Annotated in this window: 12 protein-coding genes; 4 read left to right on the forward strand and 8 right to left on the reverse strand. The window is 61.5% G+C overall.

Annotation, left to right across the window (positions count from 1 at the left end):
• Genes hemW through rph form a run of 4 tightly spaced genes read right to left on the reverse strand, consistent with a single transcriptional unit; the run spans nucleotide 1 to nucleotide 2,869 of the window.
• Entirely contained in the window at nucleotides 1–1,158 is a 1,158-nt protein-coding gene (gene hemW / locus ACP15N_RS11285; protein ID WP_425092374.1) for a radical SAM family heme chaperone HemW, read from the reverse strand.
• 4 nt (nucleotides 1,159–1,162) lie between these two features.
• Nucleotides 1,163–1,546 carry a RidA family protein gene (locus ACP15N_RS11290; RefSeq protein ID WP_425092375.1) on the reverse strand — a complete coding sequence of 128 codons (384 nt, stop codon included), beginning with the start codon at nucleotides 1,544–1,546 and terminating at the stop codon, nucleotides 1,163–1,165.
• Nucleotide 1,547: 1 nt separating this feature from the next.
• Nucleotides 1,548–2,156 (reverse strand): RdgB/HAM1 family non-canonical purine NTP pyrophosphatase, encoded by a 609-nt coding sequence (gene rdgB, locus ACP15N_RS11295; protein ID WP_425092376.1) that lies wholly within the window; start codon nucleotides 2,154–2,156, stop codon nucleotides 1,548–1,550.
• Nucleotides 2,156–2,869 carry a ribonuclease PH gene (gene rph, locus ACP15N_RS11300; protein WP_425092377.1) on the reverse strand — a complete coding sequence of 238 codons (714 nt, stop codon included), beginning with the start codon at nucleotides 2,867–2,869 and terminating at the stop codon, nucleotides 2,156–2,158. Before rph ends, rdgB begins: the two co-directional genes overlap by 1 nt.
• Nucleotides 2,870–3,010: 141 nt before the next feature.
• On the opposite strand from rph, the gene hrcA reads away from it, so the two are divergent.
• Both hrcA and ACP15N_RS11310 read left to right on the forward strand, forming a co-directional pair.
• Nucleotides 3,011–4,075, forward strand: coding sequence for a heat-inducible transcriptional repressor HrcA (gene hrcA / locus ACP15N_RS11305; RefSeq protein WP_425092378.1), 1,065 nt, complete (start codon nucleotides 3,011–3,013; stop codon nucleotides 4,073–4,075).
• Nucleotides 4,076–4,089: 14 nt separating this feature from the next.
• Nucleotides 4,090–4,689, forward strand: coding sequence for a nucleotide exchange factor GrpE (locus tag ACP15N_RS11310; protein WP_425092379.1), 600 nt, complete (start codon nucleotides 4,090–4,092; stop codon nucleotides 4,687–4,689).
• On the opposite strand, the gene mutS is transcribed toward ACP15N_RS11310, so the two are convergent.
• A complete protein-coding gene (gene mutS / locus ACP15N_RS11315; protein ID WP_425092455.1) occupies nucleotides 4,673–7,294 on the reverse strand; it encodes a DNA mismatch repair protein MutS in 2,622 nt (873 codons plus the stop codon). The genes ACP15N_RS11310 and mutS overlap by 17 nt on opposite strands.
• Before the next feature lie 154 nt (nucleotides 7,295–7,448).
• On the opposite strand from mutS, the gene ACP15N_RS11320 reads away from it, so the two are divergent.
• Nucleotides 7,449–9,707 (forward strand): NADP-dependent malic enzyme, encoded by a 2,259-nt coding sequence (locus tag ACP15N_RS11320; protein WP_425092380.1) that lies wholly within the window; start codon nucleotides 7,449–7,451, stop codon nucleotides 9,705–9,707.
• Nucleotides 9,708–9,766: 59 nt separating this feature from the next.
• Here ACP15N_RS11320 and msrA read toward each other — a convergent pair whose 3' ends face one another.
• Both msrA and ACP15N_RS11330 read right to left on the reverse strand, forming a co-directional pair.
• Nucleotides 9,767–10,429, reverse strand: coding sequence for a peptide-methionine (S)-S-oxide reductase MsrA (gene msrA / locus ACP15N_RS11325; protein WP_425092381.1), 663 nt, complete (start codon nucleotides 10,427–10,429; stop codon nucleotides 9,767–9,769).
• Nucleotides 10,430–10,612: 183 nt separating this feature from the next.
• On the reverse strand, nucleotides 10,613–11,833 hold the full coding sequence (locus ACP15N_RS11330; protein ID WP_425092382.1) for an argininosuccinate synthase: 1,221 nt from the start codon (nucleotides 11,831–11,833) through the stop codon (nucleotides 10,613–10,615).
• 151 nt (nucleotides 11,834–11,984) lie between these two features.
• On the opposite strand from ACP15N_RS11330, the gene ilvA reads away from it, so the two are divergent.
• Nucleotides 11,985–13,241 carry a threonine ammonia-lyase IlvA gene (gene ilvA / locus ACP15N_RS11335; protein WP_425092383.1) on the forward strand — a complete coding sequence of 419 codons (1,257 nt, stop codon included), beginning with the start codon at nucleotides 11,985–11,987 and terminating at the stop codon, nucleotides 13,239–13,241.
• On the opposite strand, the gene ACP15N_RS11340 is transcribed toward ilvA, so the two are convergent.
• Entirely contained in the window at nucleotides 13,238–13,576 is a 339-nt protein-coding gene (locus ACP15N_RS11340; protein ID WP_425092384.1) for an Hpt domain-containing protein, read from the reverse strand. The two genes, ilvA and ACP15N_RS11340, sit on opposite strands and share 4 nt — an antisense overlap.
• Nucleotides 13,577–13,635 lie beyond the last annotated feature (59 nt).

Consider the following 13,635-nt stretch of genomic DNA (forward strand, 5'->3'; position numbering starts at 1 on the left):
TCAGTCTGCCAAAAGCTCGCTGATCACCGCGTTGAGCAGCAACCTGCCCTGCAAAGTGGTGCGCAGGATGTCATTTTCCACTTCAATCATCCCGAGGTCGGTCAGGTGTGTAACGGATGCGGGGTCCAGGCCGTGACCCGCAAGCGCCTCAAACCGCGACACCGATGTACCTTCGGACAGGCGCAAAGACATCATCAGGTATTCATTCGCTTGATCGGCGCGGGACAAAACCGCGCGTGGCCGCTCCCCGCTCCCGCCCTCCTGAACCGCTTTCAGCCAGGTTTCGGGGTGTTTGTGGGTGTCGGTGGCAAATCGCGTCCCGTTCAGCGTCAATCGCCCATGCGCACCGGGGCCGACGCCCGCGTAATCCCCCATGCGCCAGTAGATCAGGTTATGCGCACATTCCGCACCGGCCCGTGCGTGATTCGAAACCTCGTACGCCGGAAGCCCGTGCGCATCACACACGGATTGCGTCAGCTCGTACATGTCTGCGGAGAGGGTGTCTTCAGGCAAACCACGCAGCTTTCCTGCCGCAAACCTGTCCCCGAAAGCCGTATCGGGTTCGATGGTCAATTGGTACAAGGACAGGTGGTCGACAGCCATCGACACCGCCTCGGTCAACTCGGCGCGCCACTGCGCCAGCGTCTGGCACTGCCGCGCGTAGATCAGGTCAAAACTCACTGCGGAAAACGCCTTGCGGGCAATGTCGAATGCCCTTCTGGCATCGGCGGCCGAATGCAACCGACCCAATGCCCGCAGATCTGCGTCATTTAGGGCCTGAACTCCCAGCGATACCCGCGTCACACCCGCCTCTGCATAGGCGGCAAAGCGGCCCGCCTCTACCGAACCCGGATTCGCCTCCAGAGTGATTTCCAGATTATTGGCGGGCGTCCATCTGGTTCGGATCGTATCGATAATGTTTGCAACGGTCTCCGGCGGCATCAAGGACGGTGTGCCGCCACCGAAAAAGACAGAACTGACCAACCGGTCCGGTGTGTCATCAGCTAATCTATTGATTTCAAATAATAATACGTCATTCCAGGCTGTCTGATCAACCTTTGCGCGTACATGGCTGTTGAAATCGCAGTAAGGGCATTTCGAAGCACAGAAGGGCCAGTGCACATAGATGCCGAATCCGCCTTGCTGCCAGTTTTGCATGGGCTCAGGCGTCTTTCACGGCGATGGCTTCAACCTCCACCAGCATCTCGGGCTCCATAAGCCCCGCAATGATCATCGTGGCCGCGGGACGGATGGATCCAAGCACTTCGCCGAAGACCGACGTCGCGACGGGAACAAGGGCCCGATCGGGCAGGATGTAGGTCATCTTGACCAGATGATGCATCGTGAACCCGGCTTCCCCTAGAACATGCTCGATGGTGCGGAAGCAATTGCGCGTCTGAGTCTCGATATCGGCGGGCAATTTCATGGTCGTGTAGTCATAGCCGGTCACGCCGGACATAAAACACTGGTTGCCCACCACGACGGCGCGCGAATACCCGATCTCCCGTTCAAACAACGACCCGGTAGAGATCAGACGCCGGCCCAAATCAGCCCTCGAACGCCTGGGTCAGTTTGGCAAAGGCATCCGCCCGGTGGCTCATCTTGTTCTTTTCCCAGCGATCCATCTCGCCAAAGGTGATGTCATGGCCATCGGGAATGAACACCGGGTCATAGCCATGACCCTGATCGCCGCGCGGGGGCCAGGTCAGCCGCCCGACAATCTCGCCGGGGAACACCTCGTCATGCCCGTCCGGCCATGCCAGAACCAGGGTACAGCAGAACTTCGCGACCCAGGGCTCCGCCGCGCCCGTAGCCTGCAACGCATCGTTGACCTTGCGCATCGCCATGTCGAAGTCGCGGCCGTCCCCGGTTTCCGCCCAGTCCGCCGTATACACACCGGGGTCGCCGTTCAGTGCCGCCACCGACAGGCCGCTATCATCGGCAAGCGCGGGCAAACCCGTCTCTTTTGCTGCAAAATGGGCCTTGATCCGCGCGTTTCCGACGAAGGTCGTTTCGGTCTCTTCCGGCTCATCCAGCCCAAACTCTGACGCCGCCCGGACCTTGATCCCGAACGGTTCCAGCAGGTGCGCGATCTCTTCGATCTTGCCGGTGTTGTGACTGGCCACCAGGATTTCACTGCCCGAGAATGTTCGCATCAGCCCACAGCTGCCTTCTGTGCCGCGACCAATTCGCCAATCCCCGATTCTGCCAGATCCATCAACTCGCCAAACGCGGTGCGCGAAAACGGGGCGCCTTCGGCGCTGCCCTGCACCTCGATAATCCCGCCCGACCCGGTCATCACGAAGTTCGCATCTGTCCCGGCCTCGGAATCCTCGGCATAGTCCAGGTCGAGAACAGGCTGCCCGGCGTAAATCCCACAACTGACCGCCGCAACATGATCCATCAGCGGATCGCTGATCACGTCACCCGCCTTCATCAGTTTGTTCACCGCAAGCCGCAAGGCGACCCACGCGCCTGTAATCGACGCACAGCGCGTTCCGCCGTCGGCCTGGATCACATCGCAATCGATGGTAATCTGCCGCTCGCCCAGAGCGACCCGGTCCACGCCTGCACGCAGGGACCGCCCGATCAGGCGCTGGATTTCCTGCGTCCGCCCCGATTGCTTGCCCGCCGCCGCCTCTCGCCGCCCGCGCGTGTGCGTGGCCCCCGGAAGCATCCCGTATTCCGCCGTCACCCAGCCAAGGCCGGAATTGCGCATGAACGGCGGCACGCGCTCCTCGACAGAGGCCGTGCACAGCACCCGCGTATCCCCCATGGAGATCAGAACCGACCCCGCCGCGTGTTTGGTGAAGCCGGTTTCGATCGTCACCGGGCGCATTTGGCTCTTTTCTCTGCCAGAGGGTCGCATAATCGTCCTTTCCGTGTTTGCGCCAGATAGGCGCGCACATATGTGTTTGGCAAGCCGTTGACGCGGCCGGTGCAGGCGAAATAATGATCTACGCCGGATCGACCGCGACCAAAGAAGCCCTATTCCACAGGTCCCTACCCGATGACCAAAGACAGTGCGCAATTGATATCCGAGATGAACGACCGCTCGCGCGAGGTGTTTCGCCGTGTCGTCGAAGGATATCTGAGCTCTGGCGACCCGGTGGGCAGCCGCACCCTGACCCGCAGCATGACGGAAAAGGTCTCGGCTGCCACCATCCGCAACGTGATGCAGGACCTCGAATTTCTGGGCCTTCTCGATTCGCCTCATATCTCCGCCGGTCGCATCCCCACACAGCTTGGCCTGCGGCTCTTTGTCGATGGCCTGTTGGAAGTACCGAACCTGTCCGATCAGGACCGCGAACAGATCGAGTTTTCGGCGCAGGATACATCGGATGTGGACGGGATGCTCAGCCGTGTCGGCTCCGCACTTTCGGGCATCACGCAAGGTGCGAGCCTCGTGCTTGCCCCAAAGTACGAAGCCCCGATCAAGCATATCGAGTTCGTCAGCCTTGATCCGGACCGCGCACTCGTCGTGCTTGTCTTTGCCGACGGCCATGTGGAGAATCGCGTTTTCAACCCGCCAAAGGGGCAGACCCCGTCGTCGATGCGGGAAGCTGCGAATTTCCTCAACGCCGTGGCCGAGGGCCGAACGCTGTCGGAACTTGGTCAGGCTATCCAGGTGGAGATTGAAAGCCGCCGCCAGGAACTGGACACGCTGGCGCGCGCGCTGGTCGAAACGGGGGCCGCGATCTGGGACAATCAGGGCGACAAGAGCGAGCGGTTGATCGTGCGCGGCCGCGCGAATCTGCTGGGCGAGGGGCCCGATCCCGCGGATCTGGAACGCGTGCGGGAGCTCTTCGATGACCTTGAACGCAAGCGCGACATCGCAGAGTTCCTCTCGCTCGCCGAAGATGGCGAGGGCGTGCGCATTTTTATCGGTTCCGAGAACAAGCTTTTTTCACTTTCGGGTTCCTCTCTGGTGGTCAGTCCTTATATGAACGCAGATCGAAAGATCATCGGCGCCGTTGGCGTGATCGGGCCGACGAGGCTCAATTACGGGCGTGTGGTCCCGGTGGTGGAATACACGGCACAGCTGATGGGAAAGCTGATTGCGGATCGGGCATGAAGGAAAGACAGAACATGAGCGACCCCAAAACCGAAGAGGATATCTTCGCCGAAGTCGATGCGGAGATTGCAGCCGAGGAAGAAGCGGCAGCTGCCGAGATGGACGAGCCTATTGGCCCCAGCGACAGCGCGGTCGATGGCCCCGGAGCGGGTGTTGACGCACTCGTGGCGGAACGTGACGAACTTCAGGATCGTTTGATGCGCGCCCTGGCGGAAGCGGAAAACATCCGTAAACGCGGGGAACGCGACCGTCGCGAGGCGGAACAGTACGGTGGCTCGAAGCTGGCGCGCGACATGCTGCCGGTGTTCGACAACCTGCGCCGGGCCCTGGACGCAATCGATGAACCCAGCCGCGACGTGGCAGGCGGTGTGATCGAGGGCGTGGAACTGACCCTGCGCGAGCTGCTCAACGTGTTCGGCAAGCACGGCATCCGCCCCATCGCGCCCGAAGTCGGTGACGTGTTCGACCCGCAGTTGCATCAGGCGATGTTTGAAGCACCGGTTCCTAACGTCCCCAAAGGGTGCATTGTTCAGGTTATGGTCGAAGGGTTCGAACTTCACGATCGGCTGCTGCGCCCGGCGCAGGTCGGCGTATCGTCTACCCCTGCGAGCTGAGACCCTTCAGCTTGTAGATCAGCTCCAAAGCTTCGCGCGGGCTCAACTCGTCCGGGCTGATTGCGCGCAACGCCTCTGAAACAGGGTCTTTTTCGGGGATTTTGGGGGCAGGGGCTTCAGCGGGTGCGGTGGCGAACAAGGGCAGATCGTCCAGAAGTTCCGCCGTTGCCGCCTTCCCCTGCCGATCGCCTTTCTCCAGCATGTCCAGAACGACCCGTGCCCGCGCGACCACGGCGGGCGGCAATCCGGCCAGCTTGGCAACCTGCACGCCGTAGGACCGATCCGCAGCACCTTGTCGGACCTCGTGCAGAAAGATGACGTCGCCGTCCCACTCCTTCACCGCGACGGTGGCGTTATCCACCCCGGGTAATTGCCCCGCCAGCGCCGTCAGTTCATGGTAATGCGTGGCAAACAGCGCCCTGCACCGATTGGCGCCGTGCAGGTGCTCCAATGTGGCCCACGCGATGGACAGTCCGTCATAGGTGGATGTTCCTCGTCCGATTTCGTCCAGAATGACAAGCGCACGGTCATCGGCCTGGTTAAGGATCGCGGCGGTCTCCACCATCTCGACCATGAAGGTAGACCGCCCTCGCGCCAGATCATCAGATGCGCCAACGCGCGAAAAAACCTGACTTACCAAGCCGATCTTCGCGGATGTCGCCGGAACGAAACTGCCCGCCTGCGCCAATACGGCGATCAGGGCGTTCTGGCGCAGAAAGGTCGACTTGCCGGCCATGTTCGGTCCGGTCAGCAACCAGATCGGTGCGGCCTCTTCGGACAGGTCGCAGCCATTGGCGACAAACGGGCTGCCGCTAACCTTCAGCGCAGCCTCCACCACCGGGTGCCGCCCACCCGTGACCGCGAAGTCCCGCGATGTGTCGATCTGCGGGCGGGTCCAGTCCTCGCGCCGCGCGACATGGGCAAGCGCGGTATAGAGATCAAGCTGCGACAGCGCCCGTGCGCAGCTGCCAATTTCTGCTGCACGGTCCAGAATGACCTTGCGCAGCCTTTCGAAGAGCCGCTTTTCAAGCTCCAGCGCCCCACCACCCGCGTTCAGGATCTTGGTTTCCATCTCCGACAGCTCAACGGTCGTGAACCGGATCGCGTTGGCGGTGGTCTGACGATGAATGAATCGATCTGCCAGCGGCGGCGCGAGCATCCTTTCGGCATGCGTGGCTGTCGTCTCGATGAAGTAGCCCAGCACGTTGTTGTGTTTGACCTTCAGTGACGCGATCCCGGTCTCTTCGGCATATTGCGTTTGCAGCCCGGCAATGACCCCACGACCCTCGTCCCGCAGCTTTCGCAGGTCATCGAGTTCCGCGTCGTATCCGGTCGCGATGAAGCCGCCATCGCGCGCCAACAAGGGCGGCTCGGCCTCCAGCGCATCCTGCAGCACCCCGCAAACTTGCGCATGTCCTTGCAAGGCCTGTCGCGCATCAGTCCACAAGTTCGGCAATTCTTGTCCAGACAGGCTCTCTGCAAGGGTTTCGGCCTGTTCCAGCCCCGCCCGGATCGCTGTCAGATCCCGCGGACCGCCACGATCCAGCGCCAACCGTGACAGCGCGCGGTCCAGATCAGGCACCTGTTTCAGCGCGGCCCGCACGGCTTCGCACAAATCCACGTCTGTCACCGCCCGGTCCACCGCATCAAGCCGCGCGGTCACATCCTCCAGATCGGCGCTGGGCGAACTGATCCGCCGTTCCAACAGGCGCGCACCCCCGGCCGTCACCGTCTGATCGATCACCGACAGCAACGCATTGTCCCGCCCCCCTGCCAGATTGCGCGTCAGTTCCAGATTGCGCCGCGTGGCGGCATCGATCTGCACCAACCGCGCGCCGCTTTCCCGCACCGGTGGCCGCAACAGCGGCAGTTTGCCCTTCTGCGTCAGCTCCAGATAGTCGACGATCGCGCCCATCGCTGACAGGTCCGCGCGTCCGAAACTTCCAAACGCCTCCAGATCTGCAACCTTGTAGAGGGTCTGCAACCGCTCCGCCCCTGCGGTGCTGTCAAAGCTAGCGCGCGCCAGCGGGGCCACGACCGCGCCCAGTTCTTCGACCATTTCCCGAAACTCTTCGGCCTGTGCCTCGGGCAATAGTATTTCGCGCGGGGTCAGCCGCGCCAGTTCCGGGGCCAGCCGCGCCCGCGCACACGGCATCACCCGAAACTCGCCCGTGGAAATATCCACCCAGGCCAACGCGCCCTCGTCCCGCACTTCGGCAAAGGCGGCTAGAAAGTTGTGCCGCCGCGCATCGAGCAGGCTTTCCTCGGTCAGGGTTCCGGGGGTCACGATCCGCACGACGTCACGCTTCACGACCGCCTTGGAACCGCGCTTCTTCGCCTCCGCCGGGTCTTCCAGCTGTTCGCAGACACCGACGCGAAACCCCTTGCGGATCAGGGTCAGAAGGTAGCCTTCGGCCGCATGTACCGGCACGCCGCACATCGGGATATCGGCCCCCTGATGCTTGCCACGCTTGGTCAGCGCGATGTCCAGCGCCGCCGCTGCCTCCACCGCGTCATCGAAAAACATCTCGTAGAAATCGCCCATCCGATAGAACAGCAGGGCATCCGGATGCGCGGCCTTGATCTCCAGATACTGCGCCATCATCGGCGTGATTTTGTCGCCTGCCACGAAACCCCCCACGGATCGGTGCACTTACCTTAAACACCCGCGATTCTGCCGGAAAGTCGGAAATCCGCTTGGTTGAGGCGCGCCGCCCCGTCCGCTAGAACCGTCCGAACCAGACCTCAAGGGCGCAGCCATGACATCCAATTCCAAGATCACCCGTGAAGAGGCGCTCGCCTATCACCTCGAACCTTCCCCCGGCAAGCTGGACGTGTCCGCCTCCACCGCGATGAGCACCCAGCGCGACCTCAGCCTCGCCTATTCGCCGGGCGTGGCCGTGCCGTGCGAGGCCATCGCCGAAAACCCCGAAACCGCCTATGACTACACGACCAAAGGCAACATGGTCGCCGTGGTGTCCAACGGCACGGCGGTGCTGGGGCTCGGCAATCTCGGCGCGCTGGCCTCCAAACCGGTGATGGAGGGGAAATCGGTCCTCTTCAAACGGTTCGCGGATGTGAATTCCATCGATATCGAGCTCGATACCGAAGACCCTGACGCGATCATTCAGGCCGTCAAGCTCATGGCCCCCACCTTCGGCGGCATCAACCTTGAGGATATCAAGGCGCCTGAGTGTTTCATCATCGAGCAGACGCTCAAGGAAGAGCTCGACATCCCCGTCTTCCACGATGACCAGCACGGCACAGCGGTGATCACGGCGGCGGGGCTGGTCAACGCGCTTTTCCTGACCGGCAAGAAGATCGAAGACGTGCGGATCGTGCTGAACGGGGCCGGGGCGGCGGGCATCGCCTGCATCGAATTGCTCAAGGCGATGGGCGCAAAACCCGACAACTGCCTTGTCTGTGACACCAAGGGCGTCATCTATCAGGGCCGGACCGAGGGGATGAACCAGTGGAAATCGGCCCACGCCGCCCGCACCGACCGCCGCACGCTGGAGGAGGCGATGAAGGGCGCGGACGTGTTCCTCGGCGTCTCGGTCAAGGGGGCAGTGACGCAACCCATGCTCGAATCCATGGCCGACGATCCGGTGATCTTCGCCATGGCCAACCCCGATCCTGAAATCACCCCCGAAGAAGCCCACGCCATCCGCCCCGATGCGATCGTCGCCACGGGCCGGTCGGACTACCCCAACCAGGTCAATAACGTGCTGGGCTTTCCCTACCTCTTTCGCGGGGCACTCGACATTCGCGCGCGCGCCATCAATGACGAGATGAAGATCGCCTGCGCCAATGCCCTGGCAGAGCTTGCGCGCGAGGATGTGCCGGATGAGGTCGCGCTGGCCTATGGGCGCAAGCTGTCTTTCGGGCGCGATTACATCATCCCCACGCCGTTCGATCCGCGCCTGATCCACACCGTGCCACCCGCCGTCGCCAAGGCCGGGATGGACACGGGCGTGTCGCGCAAACCCATCGTGGACATGGACGGGTATGAACAGAGCCTGCGCGCACGGATGGACCCGACGGCATCCATGTTGCAGGGCATGTTCGCGCGCGCCAAGGGCACGCAGGCTCGGATGATCTTTGCCGAGGGCGATGACACGCGCGTGCTGCGCGCCGCGGTCAGCTACCAGCGCTCGGGCCTTGGCAAGGCGCTGGTCGTAGGGCGCGAGGATGACGTGAAAACCAAGCTGGAAGCCGCCGGGATCGGCGATGCCTTCCGCGAGTTGGAGATCGTGAACGCCCGCAACACCCGCCACTTGGACACCTATAAGGACTTTCTCTACAGCCGGTTGCAGCGCAAGGGCTATGACAGCCACGACATCACCCGTCTGGCCCAACGCGACCGGCACGTGTTTTCGGCCCTGATGCTGGCCCATGGTCATGGCGATGGCCTGGTGACGGGGGCGACCCGGAAATCCGCGCATGTGCTGGGCCTGATCAACACCGTGTTCGACGCCAGCGCTGCCGATGGGGCCGTGGGGGTGACCGCGTTGCTGGTCAAGGGCCGGATCATCCTGATCGCCGATACCTTGGTGCATGAATGGCCGAATGAAGAGGATCTGGCCGACATCGCCACCCGCGCCGCGGGAACCGCCCGGTCGCTGGGCCTTGAGCCGCGCGTGGCCTTTGTCAGCTTCTCAACCTTTGGGTATCCGGTCTCCGAACGGGCCACCAAGATGCACGTGGCGCCCAAGGTCCTCGACAAGCGCGGGGTTGATTTCGAGTACGATGGGGAAATGACCGTCGACGTTGCCATCAACCGGGATGTGATGAGCCAGTATCCGTTCTGTCGTCTGTCCGGTCCGGCCAATGTGTTGGTCGTTCCGGCGCGTCACTCCGCCTCGATCAGCGTCAAGCTGTTGCAGGAACTGGGCGGAGCGACCGTGATCGGACCGATCCTGTCAGGCGTGGGAAAGCCGATCCAGCTTTGCTCTGCGACTTCGACGGCAAACGACATTCTGAACATGGCCGTGCTGGCCGCCTGCCGCGTCGGCTAGGTCAGCCAAATGGAAAAAGGCCCCGCGGGGGCCTTTTGTTTGATGCATGGGTGCCCGGTTCAACTGCCGGCAAAGGGGGCGGCCGCGCCCCAGATGGCGCGGACGCGCTTGTCCCGGCCACAGGCGGATCGGTAGCGCTTGTAGGCTTCAGCCTTGGTTTTCGCGCCGAACCGGGTCAGGACGCGGGTCTGCGACTTGTAGTAATCCTGATGGTAGTCTTCGGCCGCGTAAAATGGCGCGGGATCTCGGATGGGGGTAACGATCTGGCGCCCCAGTGCGGCTTCGGCGCGGGCGACGGCAGCCTCGGCATCGGCGCGTTGTGTGCTGTCGGCGAATATCGCGGTGGTGTAGTGAAACCCGCGATCGCAGAACTGGCCGCCATCATCAAACACATCGACGGAGCGCAGGAACTTGTCGAGGATCTCCGCGCGGGACACTTCGCTCGGGTCGAACTCGATCGCGGCTACTTCAAGATGCCCTGTGTTGCCGCGGCTGACGTCCTTGTAGGTCGGGTTTTTCGTCGAGCCACCGGCATACCCCGACGTCACCTCGACCACGCCGGGCACCTTTTCGAAGTCAGATTCGACGCACCAGAAGCAGCCCCCGGCGACAACGAGCGTTTCGGTGCCTGCGGCTTTTGCCTGGCTGCATTCGGCCATGACGCCGAGGATAATCGCAGCGCCAAGCATCATGGCTTTGGTGTCCGTAAAGGTTCTGAGCATGTGTCTGCCTCCGGGTTGATGACGACAGCATGCGGAGGTTGCCGAAGGTGCTCAAGTCACCCGTGCGTGAAATCACACAGTGGTGAAAAAAGCAGAGCCATTGTTACAGAGTGCACGGGGAAGGTTTGCTACATTTTGTAAACCGGCGGGTTTTCCTCTGCTACAAAATGTAAAGAACCGGGGTCAGCCGCCGATGCGCCGGTTCCGCGCCGCGAGGAGTTTGAGCCGCAGAGCATTGAGCTGGATGAAGCCCGCAGCATCCTGTTGGTCATAGGCGCCCGCGTCATCTTCGAACGTGACGTGCGCTTCCGAATAGAGGCTGTGGTCCGACCAGCGCCCAACACAGGTTGCCGAGCCCTTATAGAGCTTCAGGCGTACGGTTCCTGTCACGTGCTCCTGGCTCTTGTCGATGGCAGCTTGCAACATTTCCCGCTCCGGGGAGAACCAGAACCCGTTATAGATAAGCTCCGCATAGCGCGGCATCAGGCTGTCTTTCAGATGCCCGGCGCCCGAATCCAGCGTGATCTGTTCGATCCCGCGATGGGCCTCCAACAACACCGTGCCGCCCGGGGTTTCGTAGATGCCTCGCGATTTCATGCCGACGAAGCGGTTTTCCACGAAATCCAGCCGTCCGATGCCGTGCTTGCCGCCCAATTCGTTCAGCGTTGTCAGGATCGTCGCGGGTGACAGGGCGGTGCCGTCGATCGACACCGCATCGCCGGCTTCGAACCCGATCTCGACATACTCTGCCTGATCCGGTGCATCCTCCGGCGCGACGGTTCTCTGGTACACATAGTCCGGCGCCATATCTGCCGGGTCTTCCAGAACCTTGCCTTCAGAAGATGTGTGCAGCAGGTTCGCATCGACCGAGAACGGCGCTTCTCCGCGTTTGTCCTTCGCAATGGGAATCTGATTTTTTTCTGCAAAGTCAATGAGTTTTGTGCGAGACGTCAAATCCCATTCGCGCCATGGCGCGATCACCTTGATATCGGGATTCAATGCATACGCGCTGAGTTCGAACCGCACCTGGTCGTTGCCCTTGCCGGTTGCACCGTGTGCGACCGCGTCTGCCCCGGTCTCTGCCGCGATCTCCACAAGACGCTTGGAAATCAGCGGGCGCGCGATGGAGGTCCCCAACAGGTACAGGCCTTCGTAAACCGCATTGGCGCGGAACATCGGAAACACGAAATCGCGTACGAACTCCTCTCGGAGGTCTTCGATGTAAATCTCGGACACGCCCATCATCTCGGCCTTGGCGCGTGCCGGTTCCAGTTCTTCGCCCTGTCCGAGATCCGCGGTAAAGGTCACGACTTCGCACCCGTATTCGGTCTGCAGCCATTTCAGGATGATCGACGTATCCAGACCACCGGAATAGGCCAGCACGACTTTTTTGGGTGCAGACATGGGAAGCTCCTTCATCGCTGCGCGGGGCGGTTTCGGGGGCGATACCTAAGTTTGCAATGCAGGACAAGGTGCGTGGCCGACCACGCTGGTTTTGATTGGCCTCCGAACCACCAGGGCGTAAACGAGAAGAACCAAGACAAAGCAGGTTACAATGCCCGAAGATAACGCCCCTTCATTTGTCGATGCCGCGCGTCGGGCGGAGGCATCGATGCGGCCTTTGTTTCCGGCAACACCATTGCAGCGCAACGCTCACCTGTCAGACCGTTTCGGCGCGGATATCCTTCTCAAGCGCGAGGACCTCTCGCCGGTGCGGTCCTACAAGATCAGGGGCGCATTCAACGCGATATCCAAGCGTGTGGCCGAAGGTCAGGTGCATTTTGCCTGCGCGAGTGCGGGAAACCACGCGCAGGGCGTGGCTTATGCGTGCCAGCATTTCGGTGTGCACGGCGTCATATTCATGCCTGTCACGACGCCCAAGCAAAAGATCGACAAGACAAAGACTTTCGGGATGAAGGCGGTCGATATCAAACTCGTCGGGGACTATTTCGACGATACGTTGGCGGCGGCCAAGGCGTATTGTGAGGATGCCGGCGCGCACTTTCTGTCGCCCTTTGATGATGTCGACGTGATCGAAGGTCAGAGCACGGTTGCGGTCGAGGTACTGGACCAGTTGGGCACCCCACCGGATCTGGTGATTTTGCCGGTCGGTGGTGGTGGTTTGTCCGCGGGAATGCGTCGATATCTGTCTCAGACTGCGCCAGAGTGCGCGTTTCGTTTTGTGGAGCCCTCGGGCGGAACGAGTTTGCAAGCGGCCTTGCGCGCAGGTGGACCGATTACCCTCCCAAAGGTGGACAACTTCGTTGATGGCGCGGCGGTGGCACGGATCGGGGACCGGACGTTCGAAGCCCTGCGTGATACGCCGATCGATCATGTCCTGGCCGCGCCAGAGGATCGGATTTGCCAGACCATGCTTGAAATGCTGAATGTCGAAGGGATTGTTCTTGAACCCGCGGGGGCCTTGGCTGTGGACGTGCTCGGCACCCTCACGAGCGAGATCAAGGGCAGAACAGTGGTATGTGTGACGTCGGGCGGTAATTTCGACTTCGAGCGGTTGCCTGAGGTGAAAGAGCGCGCGTTGCGATATGCCGGGCTGAAGAAGTACTTCATTCTCAGGCTTCCCCAGAGACCGGGTGCGCTCAAGGATTTTCTCGGGCTGCTTGGGCCGGACGATGATATCGCGCGCTTCGAATACCTCAAGAAATCGGCACGGAACTTCGGATCCGTTCTGATCGGTATCGAGACCAGTGAAAAAGAGGCCTTCGATCGCCTGTTTTCCCGACTCGACGAAGGTGGATTCCCTTACCGCGACATCACGGCTGACGCGCTTTTGGCGGAGTTTCTGATTTAAGCGGCCGGCGCAGTGATGGATCGTGCAACAAGGCCGTCAATGAAGGCCGCGCGGGACGTCGCATAAGTCGTTTGAAGATGGGCCGCTGTGGCGGTTGACAACGGGTCGCCCAGATCCTCTTGCGCCGCGCAGATCTTTCCAAGCTCTGCAAACCCAAGATTCCAGGCGCATCCCTTTACCAGATGCAGTGTCTGCTGCGTTGCTTCGACGTTGCCACCCGCGACAAGGTCACCCATCGCGGCGTCGACTTCTTCTAGAAACAGCTCCACGACCTCCCCGAAGTCTTCCGAGCCGATCTCTGAAATCAATTCCTCTACGCGTTCCCAGTCAATCATTCCACACCTCTTATGTCCGCACGCGATTGGCATACCTGTGCCCGGTTAAGAATTTCTCG

The sequence above is a fragment of the Tropicimonas sp. S265A genome, assembly GCF_049800835.1.
GTDB lineage: Bacteria > Pseudomonadota > Alphaproteobacteria > Rhodobacterales > Rhodobacteraceae > Dinoroseobacter.

Excerpts from the sequence above, each read along its gene's own strand:
- ACP15N_RS11320 (WP_425092380.1), top strand. The coding sequence starts at position 7,449 with ATGACATCCAATTCCAAGATCACCCGTGAAGAGGCGCTCGCCTATCAC.
- ACP15N_RS11340 (WP_425092384.1), bottom strand. The coding sequence starts at position 13,576 with ATGATTGACTGGGAACGCGTAGAGGAATTGATTTCAGAGATCGGCTCG.
- hrcA (WP_425092378.1), top strand. The coding sequence starts at position 3,011 with ATGACCAAAGACAGTGCGCAATTGATATCCGAGATGAACGACCGCTCG.
- ACP15N_RS11310 (WP_425092379.1), top strand. The coding sequence starts at position 4,090 with ATGAGCGACCCCAAAACCGAAGAGGATATCTTCGCCGAAGTCGATGCG.
- mutS (WP_425092455.1), bottom strand. The coding sequence starts at position 7,294 with ATGATGGCGCAGTATCTGGAGATCAAGGCCGCGCATCCGGATGCCCTG.
- msrA (WP_425092381.1), bottom strand. The coding sequence starts at position 10,429 with ATGCTCAGAACCTTTACGGACACCAAAGCCATGATGCTTGGCGCTGCG.
- hemW (WP_425092374.1), bottom strand. The coding sequence starts at position 1,158 with ATGCAAAACTGGCAGCAAGGCGGATTCGGCATCTATGTGCACTGGCCC.
- ACP15N_RS11330 (WP_425092382.1), bottom strand. The coding sequence starts at position 11,833 with ATGTCTGCACCCAAAAAAGTCGTGCTGGCCTATTCCGGTGGTCTGGAT.
- rph (WP_425092377.1), bottom strand. The coding sequence starts at position 2,869 with ATGCGACCCTCTGGCAGAGAAAAGAGCCAAATGCGCCCGGTGACGATC.
- ilvA (WP_425092383.1), top strand. The coding sequence starts at position 11,985 with ATGCCCGAAGATAACGCCCCTTCATTTGTCGATGCCGCGCGTCGGGCG.
- rdgB (WP_425092376.1), bottom strand. The coding sequence starts at position 2,156 with ATGCGAACATTCTCGGGCAGTGAAATCCTGGTGGCCAGTCACAACACC.